Here is a 22,539-nt window from a genome sequence, read left to right on the forward strand (position 1 = left end):
CTAACGGATAGCGCTGTGCAAAAGAGCAATTACTAAAAAAACGTTCACTCCTGCGTGGCTCGCAGGATCCTTTCGGGAAAAGAGATTACATGGCTGAGTTAACTCGTTGTATTACCGGGCGGAAAGGTCGCGCGCTGTTCTCCGCGATCGTTGTCGGATCGGTTTTCACCTCCTTCACGCACGCGGCAACCCCTTCAGAGAAGAAGCAAGACGGTGATACCTTAACCGTTCTCGCAGACGCCTCTTCTGCAGACAAACAAGCAACATCCGGCTACCAGCCACTGAATACGTCCGCTGCCACGCTGACCACCATGCCAATGCTGGATATTCCGCAGGTCGTTAACACGGTGAGCGATGAAGTGCTGGCAGATCAGCACGCCACCAGCCTTGACGAAGCGTTGTATAACGTCAGTAACGTGGTGCAAACCAACACACTGGGCGGCACGCAGGATGCGTTTGTGCGCCGTGGTTTTGGTGCTAACCGCGATGGTTCTATCATGACCAACGGCCTGCGCACCGTGGTGCCACGTAGCTTTAATGCGGCAACATCGCGGGTAGAAGTGCTGAAAGGCCCGGCCTCCACGCTGTACGGCATTCTTGATCCTGGCGGGCTTATCAATGTGGTCACGAAGCGCCCGGAAACCACCTTCGGTGGCTCCATTTCGGCAACCTCGTCCAGTTTTGGTGGCGGTACCGGGCAGTTTGATGTCACCGGCCCGATTGAAGGAACACGCCTGGCGTATCGTCTGATTGGCGAGTACCAGCATGAAGATTACTGGCGCAGTTTCGGTAAAGAAAAGAGCACATTTATCGCCCCATCGCTGACATGGTTTGGCGATAACGCCACCGTCAACGTGATGTATTCACACCGTGATTATCAGACCCCCTTCGATCGTGGCACTCTCTTCGATCTCACCACCAAACAGGCGGTAAATGTTGACCGTAAAACCCGTTTTGATGAGCCGTTTAACATTACCGATGGCGAATCTGACATCGCACAGCTGAATGCGGAGTACCGTTTTAACAGCGCCTGGACCGGGAAAATTGAATACGGCTACAGCCAGGATAAGTACAGTGATAATCAGTCGCGTGTGATGGCCTATGATGCGAAAACCGGCAACCTGACGCGCCGTGTCGACGCCACCCAGGGATCGACCCAACGCATGCACAGCACCCGCGCCGATCTGCAGGGTAATGTCGACATCGGCGGTTTCTACAACGAGATCCTGACCGGTGTATCGTATGAGTATTACGATCTGCTGCGCACCGACATGATCCGTTGTAAAAACGTGAAAGATTTCAATATCTATCACCCCACCTACGGCAACGCCAGCAAATGTACTTCAGTATCAGCGTCTGACAGCGATCAGACCATCCAGCAGGAAAGCTACTCCGCCTACGTGCAAGATGCGCTGTACCTGACAGACAAATGGATCGCCGTGGCCGGTATGCGATATCAGTACTACACGCAATATGCAGGCAAAGGCCGCCCGTTTAACGTGAATACCGACAGCAGCGACGAGAAATGGACGCCGAAATTTGGCCTGGTCTATAAGCTGACGCCTTCGGTTTCGCTGTTCGGCAACGTAGCAAAAGCGTTTATGCCGCAGTCGTCTATCGCCAGTTATATTGGCTCTCTGCCACCGGAAACCTCAACTTCATACGAAGTGGGCGCTAAGTTCGATCTGTTCAATGGTGTTACCGCCAATATCACCGCATTTGATATCCATAAACGCAACGTGTTATACAGCGAGATCGTCGGCAATGAAACGGTAGCTAAAACCGCCGGACGGGTACGTTCGCAGGGAATAGAAATGGATCTGGCCGGTTCGCTGACGCCGAATATGAACGTTATCGCCAGTTACAGCTATACCGCGGCAAAAGTGCTGGAAGACCCGGACTACGCGGGTAAACCACTACCGAATGTACCGCGCCACACCGGTTCGCTGTTCCTGACGTACGACATCAATAATGTGTTTGCCGGGAATACACTGACACTGGGTGGCGGCGGACATGGCGTAAGCCGCCGTTCAGCCACTAACGGTGCAGATTATTATCTGCCGGGCTACGTTGTCGCCGATGCGTTCGCGGCCTACAAAATGAAACTGCAATATCCGGTAACGTTACAGGTAAACCTGAAAAACCTCTTCGACAAGACTTATTACACCTCGTCCATTGCCACTAACAACCTGGGCAATCAGGTTGGCGATCCGCGCGAAGTGCAGTTTACCGTGAAGATGGATTTCTGAGGAAAGACAGGGCACCCAGCAGGTTCGGGTGCCACAGCCACAGCAAAATCACTTAGCCACTTTAATCACCAGCGGCTGATAAAACTGCGGATCAAACGTGGTTAACGGTAAGGCCATCGGCTGGCCGTTAACCTCTTCCGTTGCCTGGACAATCTCAATCTGGCTGGCGTCCTCCTGGCATTCGCTTTCCAGAAAGGCGTTTTGTGAGCGTGTTGCGTCGCTGTCGCCAAAAGGCTCAACCTGCATGACGCCTTCGCTCACCGTTTTACCGGTTTTATCTTTCAAGCGCAGCGTGATCGCCAGATGATTAAATGCCTCGCCGTTGCCGCCGTTATCCAGCCGGAACTGTAACGCACAAATATTTCCCGGCACCCAGACACTGTCCGTATTGCGAATGCTGATATAACGCTGGTTTTCCGCATGGCTTGCGGCAATCTGCCCCGCCAGCCCCAGCGTAAGCGTCATCACCACCGCGCGCTGTAGCGTCAACTTAGTCACCACATCCTCCCGGCTTACTCAGCATAGCCGTAGGTGCCATCATCACCGGTGTCGGCATCGTTCACCAGGTTCTCGCCCTGGTACGGATTCGACAGAAAACCACCTTGCTGGCAGGATTTCTTCATGATCAATTTTTGCCCCTGGTAGACTTTTAAACCTGTAAATTCCCAGCCTTTCCCGATACCGCTATACACCACATAGCTGTAGCGCCCATTAATAAAACGGTACCAGCTCGCACCGCCGCCGGAAAATGCCGTTTTACCTGCACGCACCTGCGTTTTATCGCCGGTGATTTTCGGCAAGGCCATTTCCAGCTTTTCAATGGAGCCATAAGAATAGGCAGGAACGCCATTGTCCACGCGAACCGTAACAGATTTGCCGTTCGTCAAATCGCAATTAAAAAGTAACTCGGGTTCCGGCGGCGCAGCATGCGCGCAACTCAGCCCGGCCATCAGTACCATCGCCCCGGCTGCAACAGGGAATCGTTTCATTGCAATCACTCCGATAAATCCCCCACCCGCCAGCGCGCGTGGGGGAAAAGATTATTGACTATCAAGCGTTTGCTGGAGCTGCGTGACCTGATCCTGCAATTTTTGCAGTTCCATCTGCTTTTGCATTACAGAGGTCGAAGGCTGGTTCTGCGCCTCTTTCATGCTTTTTTCCAGTTTCGCCAGCTCTGTCTGCGCGGCAGCTTTACCCTGCGTCTTTGACTTTAACTGCGCCACAAGGTTATTCAACGAACGCTCCAGCGCCTGCTGAGACTTACGCTTACTGGCGACGCTGGCGTTGCTTTGTGCTTTTTCCTGCTCAATGGCGTCATACACCGCCTTAAACTCTTTATTCAGCGCCTGCTCGTGCTGGAGCGTATTTTTCTTCTCCTCCACGCGCTTATCCCAGGTACCGGAATAGTTGCAGTTAAATTTGGTGACAATGCTGACATCGCCTGTCGTCGGATCGCAATCGCGCGCATTGGTCGCGCAACCCGCTAATAAGGCCGAAGCCACCACCAGCAATACATAACGCATTCTGTTCTCCTTAACTGACTTTCAGCGCAGTACGTTGAGTGTAAAGGCTGTCCAGATCCTGTTGCAGCGAGTTGATTTTGGCGTGCATTTCGGCAATTTCGCCGTCCAGTTTTTTCGTTTCGGCACCGCTTTTGCCAATCCCGCTGGACACGTCCTGCCACTGCTTCTCATGTTTTTTCATGTCGGCAATGGTGTTACGCAGGTAAGCAATGTTGGCATCCACGCTTTTAACCTGTTTTTGCACGTCTTCTTTTTTGGCGGTTTTGGCCGCGATGTCTTTATTCAGCTTATCCAGCGTCTGTTTGTCACTGGCGATCACGCTTTTCGCCACGTTGGTCGCATTCTGGATTTTCTGGTTCTCAGTCTGAATATCTTTAATGGCCGCATTCAGCTGCTGTTCCTGGGACGCATACTTTTTACGCTGATTATCCAGATAGGCGTTAGCGCCCACGCCCACACCGCAGCCAGCGATCGCCGCCGCTGCAATACAGAGTGCTTTATTACTGGAGTTGCTCACTGCACACGCCAGCGCGCCTAAAGCGGCACCGCCTGCGCAAGCCTGCCAGCCCGATTTATTAAAAAACTCAACGTCCTGGTTATTCGCCAGGCGGGGATCGACAGAACCATTGCTGCTGCCCGTACCACCGGTGCTCTGACAACCGGCCAGCGCCACAATTAAACCTGCCACCATCGCTGTACGTAATGCTTTTAACGTAATCATTCCAATGACTCCTGCTTGCTTTAGTTATTTTGCTTACATGCGGCAAGCCAGGCGTCACGCGTGACTTTGCCATTCTTCAAATACCCTTGAAGATTGTCCCACCAGGTATTCAGGTAGCCGTTCAGATTGGTTTTTCCACGCGCGGCCAGTTGCTGCTGCACGACCGTTATCTGCGGCGCAATGATCTCTTTACTGTACGTGGTGCCCATATCCACCACCGTATCGGCGTAGTAGCTGGTAATAAAATCGAGGGCTTTTTTATGCTGATCCAGTTGTTCCTGACGGCGAGAGCAGTTCGCATCGACCGCGCTCCCGGCAGCGCAGGTTTTTTCATATAACTGGGTCAGGCGATCATAAAACTCGCCATCATCTTTCATCTTGGTACACAGAAACGCCCCCAATTGCAGCGAGGTACGCACCGCCTGATCGCGCTGTTCATCACGCAGTTGGTTATTCGCCCGCAGTTCGCTGCGCAGTTGTTCGAGCTGCTTTTTCAGCCCGTCATCCTGCACTTTTTCAGAAATGGCATTCAGGTTTTGCAGCGAATCGGTCGGTGTTTTTTGCGCGGCGTTTTTTTTCTCACTGCCCAGCGACTGCCACTCTTTCTCGATTTCTTTAATGCGATCGCGGGATGTTAAAGTTGGCGAAACCAGAACGAAACGCATGCCAATGGTTTTATTGGCATTCTCGTCTTTGCCAGCGTAGTAAGGCTCCTCGCCACGCAACGAGGTGCGAATATCGCCCTGCGGCGTTAAGAAACTGCCGCCGCGCACCACATAGCCGCCCGCTTTACCGTGTTGACGGTCCAGCTTATTCAGGCGGAAGGGTTCAAACATCATTTCAGCGGCGTTGCCTAACATGTCGTACAGCCCAAGCGGGTTGGGTTTCAATAAGCCGCTAAGCTGCAATTTGCCGTTCGCGGACTGCGCACCAGCAAACCACACATAGCCATTTAGCCCTTCTGGCATGGGGAAGCGCTGATCGCGAAATTCCGACGGCGAGACAGCAAGCCCGCCACGGGCGGCAAATTCCCATTCGGTTTCCGTTGGCAGGCGCACAAACCCTGGTTGCCCGTCATCTTTTGGCAGCGCCTCTGGTTTCTCTTTACGTAACCAAAGGTTGTATTTGTTGGCCAGCTCCATTGCTCCCATCCAACCGACGCTGACTTTCGGCAGCCGACCTTTCATATCCGGCGCGGCACATTCGCCATTAATGGCATGTGCCTGTAAGTCGCTTAGCTCATATTTTGCGATCAGGTAGTAACGGCCTTTTTCTTTGCCCTCCGCCGCGAAACTCCCGGCGATATGTTCCTGGCGGGACTGCTCCAGATATCCCCATTCATCGCCCTCCTGGCCCAGCGTCACGTTGTAATCTTCCAGCGGTTTATTCAGCGGAATAGCCACCTTACGAAACGCCATTGCGCCTTCACACGGCAGGGGCAGGATCACATCGTCAGGCAACGGTTTGGGGTTCCAGTATTTTTCATCCCAGCTCGCCTGCGCCGTGCAGGCATACCCGAGCGTGGCCAGCACCAGGCCAGCAAGACAATTAGATTTCACGTAGACTCTCCGCAGGATCGATCTTTAATGCGCGCAACGCGCCAATGGCCGCCACACCCAGGGCAACCACCAGCACGCTCACTAAAGCGGTAATAAAATGCATCGGCGCCAGATGGCAGACAAAAGCCTGATCGGGTAATGACGCCCCCAAAAGGTGGTTAAAAACAGTGCTGCCGAGGAAATAGAGCACCAGCCCGGCGCAGAACGCGACCCCGGTCAGGCACAACGCCTGGATGACGATAAAGATCGTTACCGCATGCCGCCGGAACCCCAGCAGCCGTAGCACGGCCATATCTTTTCGTTTGCGATCGATATTGGCGATAAACGCCCCAACCAGCGAAGCAATACAGCCCGTTGCCGAGATCCACGCAATCACCGCGAAAATCACCCCCAGCACGCGATCAATCGCACGCACGGCTTCGATTTGCGCAGACTGCGTGACGGTCTCAATGTGCTGCTGCTCCAGCCAGTTCGCCAGCGGCGCAACATCATCAATGGTGCGGGCATAGACTCTGGCGCGAGAGAAACGACTGCGTTCACGCGGCAACTCGCCGTCATTCACACCCAGCGAAGCAACCTGAAAGCCATCGCGATAATCTTCCAGCGCAACCAGCAACGGTAATGAAATAAACGCCGCGGCCCGGCTGAACCTGGACTCTGCCAGCACGCTGGTGACCCGCACCACTTTATTCACCCGCTGGTTAACGCCCGCCAGTTTGCGCGACACCACCAGCCGTATTTCGTCCCCCGCCTGCACGTTGAGGCGGCTGGCTGCGCTGGCGCTCAGCACAATGTCATCCTCGTGGGTGGGCAGGATCGCGCCCGCCAGCAGCGGATCGCCGGCCGCGGTGGGGATCACTTCAGCACCCGCCGCAAAATGCTGGCTATCGCGAACCAGATCCGCCTGCGTATTGAGTGAACGGGTCAGAGGAATTGAGAAGCCCACTTCCGGGCGCTGCGCCAGTTGCGCGAGCCACGGCAGATCGTAACTGCCGTTTCCGGTCATACGCACTTCGCGGGTGCGGGGATCCTCCAGCAGATCGTGGCGCAACTGGCTGACAATGCCATTTTTCAGCCCAAACAGCAGCAGCAGCGGCGCGATCACCGCGATCAGCGAAAAAATAATACACAGGGCGACTTTGCGATCGTGGATCAGATCGCGCAGCGCCATCTGCAACAGTAACCCGCGCGAGGCGGTATCAGACGGGTGAGAAGACACTGTGCCCCTCCGTGGTCGTGGCGCGGTAACAGCGCAGCCCAAAATCCGCCACCCGCTGCCAGTCATGGCTGACAACAATGGCGGCCATATCCAGCGATCGCACCCTCTCTACCATCAATGAAAACAGGCGCGAAGCATTGTCCGGATCCAGCGCCGCGGTCGGCTCATCCGCCAGCAGCAAACGCGGCTGGTGCGCAATCGCCCGCACAAAGGCCACGCGCTGGCGTTCGCCAATAGAGAGCTGCGCAGGCATTTTGTTGAGCAGTGGCGTCACGCCAAGCTGGCTAATCGCTTTTTCAAGCCACGCCGAGTGCGCCGTCATGCCAACCAGACGACGCGCCAGCATGATATTGTGCGACACCGATAACCATGGCAATAAGCCGCCATTTTGCAGTACAAACCCCAGTTCGCGGGCGCGGATATCTGCCAGTAGCGCCTCATTATCGGCCAGTAATGGCCCGGCAATATCGCGCGGAGGGTTACCCAGCCGATATTCGCCCAGCCGATCAGGCCGCAAAATCGCGCCGATTACTTCAAGCAGCGTGCTTTTACCGCAGCCGCTGGGGCCGGTAAGCGCCACCATGTCGCCGTTCTCCAGCGTCATGTCCGGCAGCGTCACCTTATAGCCGCTCTCCCCGCCGCGCTGAATGGACAGATCCCGGATGACCAACATCAGGGGAGGTTTTCCAGCGGTACCGGGTAGACGTTGTCGCGCGGGTCGCTGTCCGGCGCGAGGGCAATCCAGCGATCCACATCCTGGTTATAGCGCTGGTAGTAATTAAGCTTGGTGTTCAGGCGGCGAATAAACCGTTCCTGCTCCAGGCCATCCCAGCTTTTCCATGTTTCTTCATCCAGACTCAGTACTTCACTGAGATAAGGCAGGCCGTCGATGTACTCGCCCAGCAATCCCATTTCGCCAAGGCGGGTGGCGCTTTTGCCTTTGGCCTGGGTCGGATCGTTGCCCATCGTGGCAGCCAGCGAGCGCAGGCTGGCAAACATATCATCCGGCGAGATCATCCCTTCATTAGCGGCATCGACGATTTTCTTCAGCACATCGCTCAAGTCGCTCAGTTCGCTTTTGGTCAGCAGAACGCGCACTTCCGTGGCGGGCACATTCTGATTAACCAGATCGCGATCGCTGATCCATGACTTGAATACCGGTGGCGCTTGCGTGCCTTGTTTCTCGCCAAGGTACGCCAGGCGCATTGCCTTGCTGAGTTTTTCCGCGTCACTTAACAATGGCGCGGCGTTACTCTTGCCGTAATCGGCGCTGGCGCCCAGCGCACTACCGGCCGTCTCTTCACCGCTCCAGGCCGTCTTGATCTGCCCGGTAATCGCATCCGCCAGGCTATCGACCATCTGGCCAAAGTTATTCACGTCACCGGAATCAATCGGGTAGTACAGCGGTTTATGCAGAAAGGGGTTCAGCGTTAAATCACGGTACTGGGCTTCCGCCGAGGCGTGATTCTTCGCACCGGACGGGGTTTTTAAATGCATGGCATACAGCGCCACGCCGCGATAAGCCGCTTCCTGGCGGATTTGTGCGGCATCAAGGTGGGTCGAGGAGAGTTTATCGGTGCCATCCAGTGCCCCCGCATCGGTGATTAACACCACATAGCGCGCGCCAAATTGCGTCCAGTCGACTTTATCCAGCGCCATCATGACGCCGCCGTAGGCGTCTTCATCGACTTTGCTGCTGGAAACAGTCGCCTGCTTCAAATCATGCACTTTCGCCAGAAAATCTTTGCCGTCTTTCACCTTGTTAGGATCGACAAACATTTTGCTCTCATATTCCAGCCCCGGCGCGGCCTTCACGTTGGAGCGGTAAGCCACAAGACCGAACTTCACCTTGTCCTGCAGATTTTCCTTTTCAATGCGCTGGTAAACCTTATCGATCGCCTCTTTGGTGCGGTCGATGTAAGGCCCCATCGAGATGGTGGAATCGATCACAAAGACGACAGAAGCGGTAAAGCCAGTCATCATGTTTTTCTCATCACTGGCGTTGGCTTTCGCCGCGCTACCCGCTTTCGCCTTTTCGCTGACCGAGGCTACGTTCAACAAACGCACCTGAAAACCGGTATCGGTAAAGACATCGTCAGAGCCCAGCACCGGCAGCAAATAAAAGTTCTTCTGCTGATCCACCATATATTCCGGCTCGCGTGCCAGTACCTGGGGCACCGGTTTTTGGCTCTTCAGGCTGCTAAGAATAGGATCGAGTACCGCTGCGGGCTTTTCATTATTGAGGATCTTTTCGATGTCGGTTTTATCACGGAAAAACAGCATCGGGTTGCGTCCCGCCGGGTTGGTAAAAGCCAGCGTCAGCTGCATTTTCCACTCAACCGTGCAGGCCGATTTCAGCCAGCCCGACACGTGGCCAAAGCTGTCCGGCCCGACTTCCAGCCACTCGTCATTGGCCTGCTGGCTTCGCTGGTAAACGTAAAAGCGGCTAAAAGCAGGCTGCTCTTTGCCTGCCTCACCCGGTTTACTTGCCAGCTCACAACCAGGATAAGTCAACACGCGCTGGTACAACGCGTGCTTTCCTTCTTGCAGGAGCGGTTTTTGATCGGCGGCAACGGCAGGCAAACTCAACGCTGCGGCACATAACGCCGCGCAGAACCCGTGCATGTTTTTCATTCTGAAATCCTATTTTTTCAGCTCGGCTAAACGCGCTTTGGCCTCATTATTTTGTGGATCCTGAGTCACCACACTCTCGTACCAGTAGATCGCGGTTTGCGGATCGGCACTAAAGCAACCGCCCTGTGTCACCGTTTTCGGGTCGTATTCCTGGGCATAACGCAGCGCGATCTGCGTATCGCCGGACTGCGCTTTATAGGCATATAAACGCTGCGCGATATCACAACGTTTTGCCGTCTTCGCTTTGTCAATAATGCTCAGCACTTGCGCGCCGCTTGGCTGGCTACGCAGGCACCCTTTCACAAAATCGAGATCGTTCTGGCTGCTCATTGTTCCATCGCTGCACGGGCCGCTGGCCTGCACGGCAGGTGCCGGTGTTGCCGCAGGTGCAGGCGTTGCCGCCGCAGGCGGCTCGGCTGGTGCCCGCAGGAACCACCACGCAGCTGCCCCGGCAATAATCAGCAGTAGCAGGGCAACAGCGATGATCAGCGGCAGCAGGTTTTTCTTCGGCGTAACAGAAGGTGGCGGTTCTGGCGTGTTCACCGGTTCCGGCGTCGGCGCAGGCGCTTCAACCACCTCGGCAACCACCGGCGCGGGTGCCGCCTCCGCCAGGGAGTGGACACTGACCGGCAACTGGTTTTCGCCCCCGGCCTGCGAGCTTAAAAGCCCGTCCGGGATCATTAACACGCCCATATCACGTGTGCTGTCGTCTTTGGCAATCAAGCGATAGGCCGCCTGACGGTTCGCCAGTAGCGAATCAATCAGCAGCGGGCCAATCTGCACTTCGGGGTTACCGTCGACCTGGCTTAAAGTCGGAAGAGCAAGGAATACCTCGCCACTGACCCACTGGCCGTTATTGTCGAGATACAACTGGTCCTGGTTACGCTGAACTGAAATCAGCACGCCGTTCAGCTCGCCCTGCCAGGCTTTTAACAGCAGACGGGCATGGCCCGGCAACACGGGCTGGAGTGGTTTTAATTCGGGTTTAATCACAACGGCTTACTCCTGCCCGGTCTTAATAAGGTGAATAATCGCGCCCAGTTGTTCGTTCTGCGCCACGCTAATTTCACGCCCGGCGGAATGCCCGGCGTTCTCTTTGATCAGCTCTTCCAGGCCCACCAGCCAGTCGACAATAAAAATGACGCTGTAGTTAAGCTGCTGCGGTGTGAGGCGGGCGAGGCGATCATTTTCTGCCCACGCGACCGTGCTGCACTGCGCCGGACGCGAGAAAATCGGCTGCTCCGGGGCATTGGGTCGTGCTGGCCGTTTGGCTTCCGGCACGGCCTGGTAACCCAGCCAGGTGATAAAATCCCCCATCACATGCAGCACGCGCGAAACCTGACGATCCACCATCCGTTCACGGCGCACACCCGCCTGTTCGGTATTGGCCAGCGTCGACTCAAGCACGGTTTCCACCCGCAAACGCAGGATGCCGCTGATCAGTTCATCCACCAGCGACTCGATCACCGGGCGCGGTAACTTGATGTAGTTGAGCAGGGTGGGATCTTCAGGCAGGCTGCGCAAATGGTTAACCCAGTGCTGCAACGCCTGTCGGGCAAATGCCCGTTCGTGGCTGTGAGTGGTGGCAGCAGGCGCATCGCTGATAAAGGCATCTTCAACGCCAATATCAAACGGCGAGGAAGCCTGTTCCTCCTCATGCGTGGTTTCGACTATCGTTTGCTGCATATAGAGTTCACGCAGCGCCTGACGTGAAGGCACCAGTTGCGCCAGCAGCTCGCCATGCATACCGCTGCGTTTTTTCAGCGTGCTGAGGATCTCATCTGCAATGCGCGCTTTTTTGGCGACTTCTTCTTCGCCATCCGGCTGATACCACTTACCCAGACCGCCGCCAGCCAGCTCGTCACGTATCTCTTCTAGCTGTTCGCCAATACGTTCCAGCTTCACTTCAGGGCGGGCAGCACGTCCAAGATAGTCGGCCATCCGACGCATACCGCCATCATTGAGGCTCATCATGGCGCGCCAGGCCTCTTCCGGCTGTGCGATATAACGGGCTATCGCCTCATCTTCCAGGAAGGTTTTGCGCATCAGTTCAAGTTGCGGCGTGCACTCTTCATCAAACGCGGCTTCATCCCCACCGCTTATACGAATAAACGGCGTTGGCTGGCGGGGTTTACGCACCAGGAAGGTGTTATTAAACGCCTGCCCAGGCTGCCACTCTTGCAGCCACTCGCAATGGCCGAAACGTTCGGTAATTGCCATTTTGATCATGCCGCCCAGCCCCCATGACTGACGGAGCAGGGCTTCATCGAGGTTTAAATTCTGCGTGATACGAATATCAAACATGGTTAAGGCCCATACCAGGCCCGGCAAACGGCGGCTGCGCGCTGCTGCATCGTTCCCCTGAGTGTGTTTGATCCATTCACTCAGGACGCCGCTCACCTCTTTCACGTCGGACTGCTTATTCGACGCGGTACACACCACCAGCACGTTCATCTCCTGGTTATCGGTGTAGCGTTCGAACAGATAGGCCACTTTGCCGCGCAGGATCAGTTGCGCCAGCGGGTTATCACTGTCGCCAGGATCGGCCCGGCGGCTGTCGGCCATGGATTGAATGCTCATACGCCCGCGATAACCCGGAAAATCGAGTAAGTCGACCTCTTCAAACAGTTGCTCACGCGTGGCGGCCAGCAGCGGAATATTCAACTCAACGGTGAGCGCCGTCAGCTCGGCCAGCGAAATGCTCACCGCCGCGCCAGCCACCCCAGCCTGCACCGGACGCACGTCGACACGCTTATCCGTATCGCGGTTGAGACGCCCCAGCATGTCAACGTTCATGATGCTGTCTTTCTGCACCAGCACGCCGTTTTCTTCATGCACCAGCGTGCTGAGTGGCGCCCAGACCTCGCGTGCCCCGCCGAGGCTTTGCAATGTGCGCGCAAAGCGGATATAGGCTTCGGTCAGCTCACTGATTTGCCCCCACAATACTGAGAACAGCAGACCACGATCGTCCAGCGACAACCACGGTGCCAGCAAAACAGCCTGCGGCCAGTAGCGCAGGGCCAGATGCCCCTGGCTGCGCGCGGCATGGCGAGTGGTGTAATCCCACAGCGAAACCACATCATCTTCGCTAATGCCGGAAACGCGTTGTGGCAAACGGCGCTTGTTGAGCGTGCTGAGCAATTCGGCGATCTGCCCTTCGCTGAATTGCCAGTTCAGTTTTTCCTGGTCGAAATCGTGAATAAACGCATTGGCGAGGATTTTCCCCATTTCGCATTCACTGAACAGTTGCAAGGTGACCGGCGACTGCGCATCACCGCCGCAAGGCTGGCGGCTAAAGCGCGTGACCAGCCCGGTGGCTTCTTTTCCGCCGCCGGGTGGGTTGATATGGCTGATAAAATCCAGTTGCTGCCCGCCAAGCTGCGTCTCCAGCTTGCCGTTTTCGCCCGCTGCAAGCGCAGATATCAGGTAGGATTTTCCGGCCTGCGACAACCCAAAGAAACCAATGGTCATTGGCCGGGCAGCGGCGTGTGCCAGACGACGCGCTTTGTTGCGGCTGCGGCGTAAGTTAAGGGTCAGATTGTCCGCTTCGGTGTTCAGGCGCGGCGCATCCTGGCGTACTGCAGCAATCCAGTCGATAGCCTGAGTGGCACCGGCTTCAACGCCCTGCCACCCTTGAATAATCTGTTCGGTTTTATTGGTGCTCATCAGCTTTTAATACTCCCGCTGTCCAGCCAGTAATGCGTTTCACCCAACCCATTGCCGACCAGCGTATTCAATTGGAATGTCACATCGCCGCGCCCGTAATTGCGCTGGGCATTCACCATTTCCAGCGATTCAAGTTTGAATTTTTCCGGGCTGACAGCAGGCTCGCCGCTACGCGCACGACCAGACTCCGCCATCAGGCGGATATGCATCACCGCATCGCCAGCCAGTTCGCTGGCCAGCGCGGGCTTAGTGATTTTCAGGGTATACAGTGCCGAGGCAGGCCAGCGTTCGTTGTCCAGTTGACGGAAGCCAATACGCAACTCGCCGCGCGCCTCCAGCACCTGCTCCTGGCTGAGCTGGAAACCGTCTTCATCCAGGTTGATATCGCGCCAGACCACGTTGCTGTCCTTGATGACGTTGTTACTGTCAAGAATGCCCATGTAGCGGATGGTCGAGTACGGTTTGAAATTCGCCGTGCGGAAATAGAAGTTATTAAGACGCGAATTTTCCGCCAGCAGGCACAGCATCGCGCCAACCACCGCCGTCGATTTCGGATCGTCAATGCGCCCTTTCTTATTGAACGGGTACCAGCCGCCGGTTTCATAACCGTGTAAAGGCAATACGCGTGAAGGGGGAACGGGCTGAAGCTGGCGGATCAGCGCCTGGATACCCGGCAGGCGTGACGGGCGGCCAGTCAGCAGCAGGACGTCGCAGTTGTAGTGCCACAGCACTTCGCACAGCGCGCGCAGGCTATGGCAAATGTTCATGCGTCCACTGCGCGGATCAATAAATTCGTTGTGTAAACGGGAAAGATCCACTTCCAGCGGCACATCCAGGATCGAGAACGGGACATCGCCAGCGGATTGCCCGGCGCGCACGACATCATTGATATAGTCCTGCACTTTTTGCGTCGGCACATTGTCGGCCAGCAAGGCGCGGAAGCTGTCGTTGAGCAGCTGACGCCCGGTATGCGGTTCATACTCTTCATAGCGATGCAGGATCGCCAGGGCCAGCGGCGCGAAGACTTGCAGTGTCAGTTGCTGGCGCAAGACCTGTTTACCGGCGTCGATCGCTTCACTGCCGAAAAGCTGCGACATCATCGATTCTGCCGACCCTTCACTGTGCCCGGCATTGATCATCGCGGCTTTCACCGCCGGTTGCAGGTAAAGCTGAATCACATCCAGCAGGATGTCGTCCCCCGCCACTTTAAAGCCTTCACGGAACAGCTGTTGCGGCTCAATACGCACGTTAACGCCTTTACCGTCGTCGAGCGTATAACGCGAAATAACCAGATCGGTGGTGCCGCCGCCAATATCAATAGAGGCCACTTTCAGGCTGCGTTTGTCGCCTTCGGACGGCTGGTTGTCCGGGCGTCGGGTTGCGGCGAAAAACTCGTCGGTACGGCCACCAAAACAGGTTTGCGTTTCGTTGTACAAATAGACCAGTTGCCCACAGGTGGCTTCATCCCATTTGACGTGGACGCCAGGGTGCGGATACTTCAGGGCGCTGTCGTCATCGCCGCTGTAGTCAATGTCTTCCCAACCCAGTGATTTCCACACCAGACGAATGGCGTCGCGCATGCTCTCTTCAAAGATTGAGCGCTCGGGTTTGGGCATGGCGGGCGGTACCGTCATGATGATGTTGCGAAGCCGCCGCGGCGTGCTGGCGTGGTTCATTTTCAAACGCTGTGCCGGGCTGTTGATCTGCATCAGCGCCTGGCTAAGCACCTCGGCCAGCATCATCGTCATCAGTGAGCTGCGGCTGTAAATCGGCGAGAACACGGGCATCCGCTCATCTTCAGACAGGCGGATCAACAACTTACCCTGATCGTTGAGCATGTAAAGCAGCGGCGCGGCGGTCGCCAACGGTTCACGTTCTGATTTGACAAATGCCTGGCTGAAACGCCAACCCGGCGAATAAGGTTGATCATCCCACAAGTAGCGTTTGGGGCTGGAGATCCCGGTGGATCCTTCCGTTCCCAGGCGGCGGGCCGCCATGCGAAACGCCTCTTCCCCCACGCGACCAATGGTTGGCCAGGTAAACGCATCGCTACGCCCGCTTTTCAGCGAGAAATCCTGTTTGCCAAATTCCGCCTGCGCGAACTCAAGTCGGCTATCAAAAGGCTCGTTATAAACATTCTGCGGATGGCTGAGATCGCGTAACTGCAACTGATAAAGCTGCGATAACCCTTTGTTATCATCGCGATGTTCTTCAATCAGGATGCCGCAGCTGCGCGAGTTACCAATATCCAGCACCAGATCGACCGGAATGGCGGTATCGCGAATTTTGACATCGTTGACCTGCACTTCCGGCATCGTCATATAGTCGCTTAACGCACTCAGCAGGTTCAGGTAGTGCGCCTGGTGCTCTTTCAGCGCCAGTTTCTCTTCGTTATCTTCGTAATGCTGGCGCAGGCGCGACGTCGCCTGGGTGGTGTAAACATCGCGTAGCCACTCTTCAACCCACGGCAATTCAAGGAAGGTTCCCATTTCATGATTGTGCCTCGCCAGCGCAAAGCCAGACCCGGCCCGGACGTCATCCTCGCCTGGCGCAAGGTATTGCGTGTGTTCACGATCGGGGAAGATTTTGGTATCAAAAATCAGGATTGCACGCCAGGTGTTCCCTTTCTCGTCTGGTTCGTCCAGCGCATGAAACTGCACGCGCGACCAGTTGGTCGGCCCCTGCGCAAAGGCGCGCGGTGGATTAAAACGGAAAAAGGGCAGCGGCAACCAGACGCCTTCGTACAGGCGCAGCGACTCTTCGATCGCCAGAGAATACTCCGCCTCGGCGTAGCGCGCGGCTTCATTATCGGGCGCGGGAATGCGGAACTTGTCTTCCCGTTCGTTATAAATTAAGCGCAATACTGCCGCATCACCGGGCTGACGGAGAAACTCGCCATACGCTTTGCGTGCGGGTAAAGAGAAGGCGAAATCAAGAAACTGGATCCCGCTGTCGCGAATGAGCTTTACTTGTTTTTTAAAATCAGTGGGTTCGGCCAGCATTAGTTACCTGCCTCCTGCTTCATCGAAATGGGGAAAAGGGTACTGGCGTCATAACGCCCTTTGCAGTCTGCAATGCTCTTCGCGCCTGGCGCGCACAGCACTTCCGGCATACGGTAGGCAGAACCGTCTGAGCACTGCGCCTCACCTGCGTTGTTCAGCACCAGTTGCCCGGCCTGAATGGCGGCATTCACCTCACCGCGACAGGAGACGCCGTCGCCGCGCGTCATCTGCACTTCGCCTTTGCCATCTTTAATCTGGTAGTTGAGACTCAGCGGCTTGCCGGTGCGCTGATCCTGGATGCCGGCGCCGGCATGCCAGCGCCCGTTGAGAAACGTCGTATTGCCTTGCGCAAGCGCTTCAGGAGGGAGCATGAGTGGCGTTTTTCCGCTGGCAGAGGGCGCATCGCCGGGCGTTGCAGGATCAACGGCGGGTGCCATTGCGGGATCAACGGGAGCGGCCTCTGGCGCAGTAGCGGGTTCGGTGGCGGCATCATCCGTTGTTGCCGGAAATGTCCCCTCTCCCTGGCCCCCCGTGCTGTCGTCAACAGTGGGCAGCGCGGCACCGGCATCGGCATCAGCAGGTGCCCCATCAACAGCGGCCACGGGTGCATGAGCAACAGGCTCACCAGAAAGAGCAACACCGTTCTCCCCCGCCGGGTGCAGCGTGACGTTGTCTGTCTGATGTGCCGGGTCAGGTGTGATGTGTGCATCCGGCAGTGTCGGCAGCGACGGGCTGATACCGGGAATATGTACACCTGGCACACAGCTGCGTAAAAAGAACAACACCAGTAATAACAGCAGAAGTAACGGCAGCAGCCAGCGCAGCCAGCCAGGAATACGCCACCACCAGCCGCGCCGGATCGGTTGCGGAGCGACAGGCGTTGTCACGGGTTCAACAGCGGGTTGCGCGACGGCTGACGGGGCAGCAGAGACGGCCGGACGCAGGCAATCCAGTGGATCGAGACGGGCCTGGTGACGGGCATTGACGAATCCCCAGAAACTGATCACCGGCTTGCCGCCAACGAGCCAGACATGCTGGTTATCCGGAAACTGCAACGCTTTTTCGAGGAGTTGCCCGAACAGGCGCTGTTCTGGTTTATCGTGCTGACGTAATTCGTCACTGAATTTGCGCAGGGCGTGCTGGTTCATTTCCAGCTGGCTGAGCGCCGCCTGGCGCTCGCTCTCTGTCGCTGCTGACCACGGTACAACATCGCCCGCGAAGGGGGCATACCAGTCAATGCGATCGCCATGTTCGTTGATTTGGGGAATGGCAAGGGTATCGGCCACATCGGCATAACGGCGCAGGCGCAATGTTTCGCGCAGCTGCAGGGCAGACAAATGAACAGCCTGGCCGTTTTCACCCATCGACTGGTATTTGTCCAGCCTGTCACTACACAAAAACATTTCTTTCACGTTTGCATGCCCTTGCTAATTAATAACGAGTAAAGAGGTGCTTTATTTTTATCAAGAGCTGGTAGCTGCACGACCTGTGCGGCTATTTTCAGGGGATGTTTTTTTGCCAGACTCTCTCTCACTTCTTATCGGCACGCTGATATGAAGGTTTAGCCATAAATTAAATTTTTTACGACTCTGTCTTTCATAAAAAAAATCACCTAAGAAAGAGACTATCTCACCCTGAAACTATTTACAGGTTAACGAAAAAGCACCTCTGCAATTATTCGCAATGCTCCGGGATATACTCCTGCATTGCTTTATTCACCACTGCGCTAAAATCTTTGGCTGTATTGGCCGCATAAACCTTGCCGCCGGTGGCACTGGCGATACAATTTCCGGCTCCGGTGTTCATAATATCCACCACATTAATTTGCAGACGGGGTTTGCTGCGTTTTAGCTGCTGCGCGACGGCGCAAGGATCACCGCCGCAGGTTTCGTCCCCGTCGGTGATCAATAAAATTATCGCGTCGCGATTCACCCCATCCACGCGTTTGCCCGCCAGTTGCAGCGCCTTCGCCAGCGCGGTTTTGCCATCAGGCTGGATGCTGCTGATCTGCTTTTTCAGCGCCTCGCGCTGAGAAAATGAAAACGGGCTGGAGGATGTCACTCGCTGGCAGTCCGAGGCAACCACCAGACTGATACCCATATCTTTCGGCAATCTGTCGATGATTTGCCGGGCGGATGTGCGGGCCAGCGTGATACGTTGCGGCTCGCGGAAAATATCCCTGCTGCTGCGATCCTGCGCCCAGCGTTCAATCTCTTGCGGGGTCGCTTCCATGCTCACTTCCATGGAGCCAGTCGCATCAAGAACTATTACGACTTCAGGCGCTTGCGATTGCTTGCGCTGCGCCGGGCAGAGCGCTTTCACCGGCGCTGGCGGTGTCTCGGGTTTGGCTGGCGTCACCGGTGTGTCAGGTTTGACGGGCGCAACCGGCGTGACGGCGTCGGCAGGCGGTTTAACCGCCACGGCGCTTTCGACCGGGGGTTTGACCGGTTCAGCAACGTCACGGCAGCCGCGTAACAGCAACAACGCCAGCAAAAGCAGAAGCGCCAGCACCAGCAATAACCACGGCCACAGCAGACGTTTTGGCGGTACCACGGGCGCAGCAACCGGTGTCTGCGTTGCGGGCCACCAGGTGATCACCGGTTGACCGTCGATGACCCACACGGCTGAGGGATCTGGCTGCCTGGCGGCTATCGCCACAATGCCAAGGCTGTTCTCGTCGAGGGTGCCGGTCTGTAATAATTGCTGATGCAGCTGTGTAATGGCGGCCAGCTTCTGGCTTAAAAGCGTATGAACCCGCGCCTGTTCATTATCAGATAACGCCTGAAAGGGCGTCGGCTTTCCATTAATTTCGCTGTACCATTCGACAGCGCCATCGCTGGCAATAACAGGCTGGGCAAAAAGGGGCGGTGCGCCGGAAGGCAAATATTGCCGGAGTAAATCAGCCAGAAGGGGGTAATTATTTAATGTCTGCTGGATCTGTAAAGTTTGCTCAGTTGTTCGTGTAATTCTTATCATTCGAATAAACCGCAATCCGTGCAAAATCTTCACAGAAAAAGTGAAAACAAATAATCGAGCCTACGACATTATCGTCGCGAAAGATAAAATCAATACAGCCAGGCGAAAACTACTAAATATGGCGGGAATAAAATTGCCTGCGCGAAATAATCTGTAGAATATATCCTCATTTTTCTGTAATGCGATTTACCTTAAAGTCAGCGCCCGAAAAAAAATAACCCTTCATGCTGAGAGCGACGGTTTTAACCTGTTTGCTTTCCGGTTTGCGGTAGCCAGACGGGCACGCGCCCAGCCCTACCACGATGAACACCTGTTCATTAAAAAGTCACCTTTACGCCATGCTTTTGCAGCATAACTTTCACAGACTCTCTGGCTTTCCAACCCCGTAAATTCGCGTTGCAAGGCTTATGAGAAAATACTGGCTTCCGTGGCTGATCCTGTCGCCGTCGCTGTTGTTCCTGGGGCTGTTCACCTGGTTTCCGCTGTTGCGCTCGGTGTACGACAGCCTGTTCGATACCCGCATGGCCAGCAACAATGCCCCCTATGTTGGGTTGGGTAATTTCGCCCGCCTGCTGGACGATGCCGTATTCTGGCAATCGTTAGGCAATAACTTTCTCTACATTCTGCTGACGGTGATCCCTGGCGTTACGCTGGCGCTACTGCTGGCCGTCGCGTTATGGGAAAACCACCGCATTAACCGCTGGCTGCGTACCGCCTTTTTCTTCCCGATGATCATCCCAATGGTCAGCGCCGCCGCACTGTGGCTGTTTATCTTTATGCCTGGCCTTGGCATGCTCGATCACTACCTGGCACAACTTTTCGGCCCGATGAATAACAACTGGCTCGGGCGCAGCAACAGCGCCCTGTTTGCGCTGGCGCTGATTGGCGTCTGGAAGTTTGCCGGTTACTACATGTTGTTCTTCCTGGCCGGGTTACAGAGTATTCCGGCGTCCACCCGCGAAGCGGCGGTGATGGAAGGAGCCACCGCCACCCAAGTGTTCTTCACTGTTACTTTGCCACTGCTGCGCCCGACCCTCAGCTTTGTAGTGACGACCGCGCTTATTTACTCCATTACCCAGATTGACCACGTCGCAGTGATGACACGCGGCGGGCCGGATAACGCCACCACCGTGTTGCTTTACTACATCCAGAATCTGGCGTGGGACACCCACGATCTGGGCAAAGCCTCGGCGGCCACCTTCCTGACGCTGGTAGGGTTGTTTGTCTTTTCGCTGGTGAACCTGAAACTGCTTGAAAGAGGAGCGCATTATGAGCGTTGAGATCACGCCTGCCATCAACCGTGCCTCCGCCGTGCCGCGCCCGTTGTGGCTGCGCCTGCGTCACGCGCGCCCCGTGACACTGGCCGTACTGATGGCATGCCTGGCCCTGCTGTGGGTCAGCCCGTTTATCTGGATGCTTTCGTCTGCTTTCAGCGCCACGACCTTTGGCGAAGGGATGGCGTCAATCCTGCCGCGCTTCCCGTTAACGCTGGATAACTTCCGCGATGCCTGGCAGAGCGCAAACTGGCTCAGCCTGTATGCCAATACGCTCATTTTCGCCTTCGGCACCTTCTTTGTGCAGTTGTTCACTATCACAACTGCAGGCTATGTCTTCGCCTGCCATGAATTTCGCGGCAAGCAAACGTTGTTCGTCCTGTTTCTGGTGCAACTGATGATCATGCCGGTAGTGATGATGATCCCTAACATGCTGACGCTGAAAACCTTCGGCCTGCTCAATACCCTGACGGGCGTGATGATGCCCTATTTCACCTCGGCATTTGGTGTGTTTCTGATGCGCCAGGCGTTTCTCGCCATCCCGAAAGAGATCGAAGAAGCCGCGCTTATGGAGGGTTGCCGCTGGTGGCAGGTGCTGTTCCGCGTGATGTTGCCCATGTCATGGCCGTCGGTGCTGGCTTTTGCCACCGTCAGCATTACCTACCACTGGAACGAATATTTATGGCCGCTAATGATGCTCAACGATCCGGACAAACAAGTACTGACGGTTGGGCTGGTCTCTTTTGCGATGGGTGCCGAATCCGGCGGTCAGTGGGGGATGATCAGCGCCGGGACGCTGATGGTCTGCCTGCCGTTGATGGTCGCGTTTATCGCTTTCCAGAAGCAATTTCTCCGAAGCTTTGGCTTCTCCGGCATTAAATAAGGAGTTGAGTGATGTTTTTAGCGCAGATTTCCGATACCCATTTTCGCAGCCAGAATGAGAAGTTGTATGGCTTTATTGACGTCAACGCCGGGAATGCCGACGTGGTGTGCCAGCTTAACGCTCTGCGTGAGCGCCCGGATGCCGTGGTCGTCAGCGGCGATATTGTTAACTGCGGCCGTCCGGAGGAGTACCGCGTGGCGCGCCAGGTCCTGGGCAGTCTGGATTACCCACTGTTTGTGATACCGGGCAACCACGATGACAAAGCGCACTTTCTTGAATATCTGCACCCGCTCTGCCCGCAACTGGGCAACGATCCCCACAACATGCGTTATGCGATTGACGATTTTGCCACGCGCCTGCTGTTTATCGACTCCAGCCTGGCCGGTGAGTCTAAGGGCTGGCTGACCAGCGAGACGCTGAACTGGCTGGAGGCGCAGTTAATCGCGGGCGGCGACCAGCCCACCGCCGTGTTTATGCACCACCCGCCCCTGCCGCTGGGTAACGCGCAAATGGATCGTATCGCCTGCGAAAACGGCCATCAGTTGCTGGCGCTGATCGACCGCTTCCCGGCGCTGACGCGTATTTTCTGCGGACATAACCATAGCCTGACCATGACACAGTATCGCCAGGCCACTATCGCCACTATCCCGGCAACGGTGCACCAGGTGCCGTACTGCCATGAAGATACGCGCCCGTACTACGACATGTCGCCGCCGTCATGCCTGATGCACCGCCAGGTGGGAGAACAGTGGGTCAGCTACCTGCATCCATTGTCGCACTATGCCGGGCCGTGGCTGTATAACGAGCGCGTCAGTTGCCCGGTAGAGCGCTAA

At 56.0% G+C, this 22,539-nt stretch carries 17 protein-coding genes; 4 read left to right on the plus strand and 13 right to left on the minus strand.

Features of this window, described 5'->3' with window-relative positions:
* Window positions 1-89 precede the first annotated feature (89 nt).
* Window positions 90-2,249 (plus strand): TonB-dependent siderophore receptor, encoded by a 2,160-nt coding sequence (locus ACUY4S_RS20175; protein ID WP_312686964.1) that lies wholly within the window; start codon window positions 90-92, stop codon window positions 2,247-2,249.
* A gap of 48 nt (window positions 2,250-2,297) precedes the next feature.
* Here ACUY4S_RS20175 and ACUY4S_RS20180 read toward each other — a convergent pair whose 3' ends face one another.
* The 13 genes from ACUY4S_RS20180 to ACUY4S_RS20240 all read right to left on the minus strand — a co-directional run bounded on the left by ACUY4S_RS20180 (window position 2,298) and on the right by ACUY4S_RS20240 (window position 19,549).
* The gene (locus ACUY4S_RS20180; protein WP_458021776.1) at window positions 2,298-2,714 is read right to left on the minus strand and encodes an IrmA family protein; all 417 of its coding nucleotides are present in this window, start codon (window positions 2,712-2,714) and stop codon (window positions 2,298-2,300) included.
* Between the two features lie 47 nt (window positions 2,715-2,761).
* The gene (locus ACUY4S_RS20185; protein ID WP_458021701.1) at window positions 2,762-3,238 is read right to left on the minus strand and encodes a hypothetical protein; all 477 of its coding nucleotides are present in this window, start codon (window positions 3,236-3,238) and stop codon (window positions 2,762-2,764) included.
* A 51-nt stretch (window positions 3,239-3,289) separates the two neighbouring features.
* Complete coding sequence (locus ACUY4S_RS20190; RefSeq protein ID WP_312686962.1) at window positions 3,290-3,772, minus strand: hypothetical protein; 483 nt, start codon at window positions 3,770-3,772, stop codon at window positions 3,290-3,292.
* 10 nt (window positions 3,773-3,782) lie between these two features.
* Entirely contained in the window at window positions 3,783-4,493 is a 711-nt protein-coding gene (locus tag ACUY4S_RS20195) for a hypothetical protein (RefSeq protein ID WP_458021702.1), read from the minus strand.
* 20 nt (window positions 4,494-4,513) lie between these two features.
* Complete coding sequence (locus ACUY4S_RS20200) at window positions 4,514-6,052, minus strand: SUMF1/EgtB/PvdO family nonheme iron enzyme (protein WP_458021703.1); 1,539 nt, start codon at window positions 6,050-6,052, stop codon at window positions 4,514-4,516.
* Complete coding sequence (locus ACUY4S_RS20205; RefSeq protein WP_458021704.1) at window positions 6,042-7,271, minus strand: ABC transporter permease; 1,230 nt, start codon at window positions 7,269-7,271, stop codon at window positions 6,042-6,044. The genes ACUY4S_RS20200 and ACUY4S_RS20205 overlap by 11 nt, the downstream gene beginning before the upstream one ends.
* Complete coding sequence (locus tag ACUY4S_RS20210) at window positions 7,252-7,944, minus strand: ABC transporter ATP-binding protein (protein WP_312686954.1); 693 nt, start codon at window positions 7,942-7,944, stop codon at window positions 7,252-7,254. The genes ACUY4S_RS20205 and ACUY4S_RS20210 overlap by 20 nt, the downstream gene beginning before the upstream one ends.
* Window positions 7,944-9,905, minus strand: a complete 1,962-nt coding sequence (locus tag ACUY4S_RS20215) for a vWA domain-containing protein (RefSeq protein WP_458021705.1) — start codon at window positions 9,903-9,905, stop codon at window positions 7,944-7,946. The genes ACUY4S_RS20210 and ACUY4S_RS20215 overlap by 1 nt, the downstream gene beginning before the upstream one ends.
* Before the next feature lie 9 nt (window positions 9,906-9,914).
* The gene (locus ACUY4S_RS20220) at window positions 9,915-10,898 is read right to left on the minus strand and encodes a hypothetical protein (protein WP_458021706.1); all 984 of its coding nucleotides are present in this window, start codon (window positions 10,896-10,898) and stop codon (window positions 9,915-9,917) included.
* Window positions 10,899-10,904: 6 nt separating this feature from the next.
* Window positions 10,905-13,571, minus strand: a complete 2,667-nt coding sequence (locus ACUY4S_RS20225; protein ID WP_458021707.1) for a putative virulence factor — start codon at window positions 13,569-13,571, stop codon at window positions 10,905-10,907.
* On the minus strand, window positions 13,571-16,573 hold the full coding sequence (locus ACUY4S_RS20230) for a virulence factor SrfB (protein ID WP_312686946.1): 3,003 nt from the start codon (window positions 16,571-16,573) through the stop codon (window positions 13,571-13,573). Before ACUY4S_RS20230 ends, ACUY4S_RS20225 begins: the two co-directional genes overlap by 1 nt.
* Window positions 16,573-17,985: an SrfA family protein gene (locus tag ACUY4S_RS20235; RefSeq protein WP_458024233.1), complete on the minus strand. Its 1,413-nt coding sequence runs from the start codon at window positions 17,983-17,985 to the stop codon at window positions 16,573-16,575. Before ACUY4S_RS20235 ends, ACUY4S_RS20230 begins: the two co-directional genes overlap by 1 nt.
* A 262-nt stretch (window positions 17,986-18,247) precedes the next feature.
* A complete protein-coding gene (locus tag ACUY4S_RS20240) occupies window positions 18,248-19,549 on the minus strand; it encodes a VWA domain-containing protein (protein WP_458021708.1) in 1,302 nt (433 codons plus the stop codon).
* 407 nt (window positions 19,550-19,956) lie between these two features.
* Between ACUY4S_RS20240 and ACUY4S_RS20245 the strand changes: the two genes are divergently transcribed.
* The 3 genes from ACUY4S_RS20245 to gpdQ are packed head-to-tail and all read left to right on the plus strand — an operon-like array spanning window position 19,957 to window position 22,539.
* Window positions 19,957-20,829, plus strand: coding sequence for a carbohydrate ABC transporter permease (locus tag ACUY4S_RS20245; RefSeq protein WP_458021709.1), 873 nt, complete (start codon window positions 19,957-19,959; stop codon window positions 20,827-20,829).
* Window positions 20,819-21,706: a carbohydrate ABC transporter permease gene (locus ACUY4S_RS20250; protein ID WP_312686944.1), complete on the plus strand. Its 888-nt coding sequence runs from the start codon at window positions 20,819-20,821 to the stop codon at window positions 21,704-21,706. The genes ACUY4S_RS20245 and ACUY4S_RS20250 overlap by 11 nt, the downstream gene beginning before the upstream one ends.
* An 11-nt stretch (window positions 21,707-21,717) precedes the next feature.
* Window positions 21,718-22,539 (plus strand): glycerophosphodiester phosphodiesterase GpdQ, encoded by an 822-nt coding sequence (gene gpdQ / locus ACUY4S_RS20255; protein ID WP_458021710.1) that lies wholly within the window; start codon window positions 21,718-21,720, stop codon window positions 22,537-22,539.

The organism is Kosakonia beeri (assembly GCF_054165705.1).

Coding starts and splice junctions, on each gene's coding strand:
- ACUY4S_RS20215 (WP_458021705.1), bottom strand. CDS start 9,905: ATGAAAAACATGCACGGGTTCTGCGCGGCGTTATGTGCCGCAGCGTTG.
- ACUY4S_RS20190 (WP_312686962.1), bottom strand. CDS start 3,772: ATGCGTTATGTATTGCTGGTGGTGGCTTCGGCCTTATTAGCGGGTTGC.
- ACUY4S_RS20225 (WP_458021707.1), bottom strand. CDS start 13,571: ATGAGCACCAATAAAACCGAACAGATTATTCAAGGGTGGCAGGGCGTT.
- ACUY4S_RS20240 (WP_458021708.1), bottom strand. CDS start 19,549: ATGATAAGAATTACACGAACAACTGAGCAAACTTTACAGATCCAGCAG.
- ACUY4S_RS20175 (WP_312686964.1), top strand. CDS start 90: ATGGCTGAGTTAACTCGTTGTATTACCGGGCGGAAAGGTCGCGCGCTG.
- gpdQ (WP_458021710.1), top strand. CDS start 21,718: ATGTTTTTAGCGCAGATTTCCGATACCCATTTTCGCAGCCAGAATGAG.
- ACUY4S_RS20250 (WP_312686944.1), top strand. CDS start 20,819: ATGAGCGTTGAGATCACGCCTGCCATCAACCGTGCCTCCGCCGTGCCG.
- ACUY4S_RS20195 (WP_458021702.1), bottom strand. CDS start 4,493: ATGATTACGTTAAAAGCATTACGTACAGCGATGGTGGCAGGTTTAATT.
- ACUY4S_RS20210 (WP_312686954.1), bottom strand. CDS start 7,944: ATGTTGGTCATCCGGGATCTGTCCATTCAGCGCGGCGGGGAGAGCGGC.
- ACUY4S_RS20185 (WP_458021701.1), bottom strand. CDS start 3,238: ATGAAACGATTCCCTGTTGCAGCCGGGGCGATGGTACTGATGGCCGGG.
- ACUY4S_RS20180 (WP_458021776.1), bottom strand. CDS start 2,714: ATGACGCTTACGCTGGGGCTGGCGGGGCAGATTGCCGCAAGCCATGCG.
- ACUY4S_RS20230 (WP_312686946.1), bottom strand. CDS start 16,573: ATGCTGGCCGAACCCACTGATTTTAAAAAACAAGTAAAGCTCATTCGC.
- ACUY4S_RS20245 (WP_458021709.1), top strand. CDS start 19,957: ATGAGAAAATACTGGCTTCCGTGGCTGATCCTGTCGCCGTCGCTGTTG.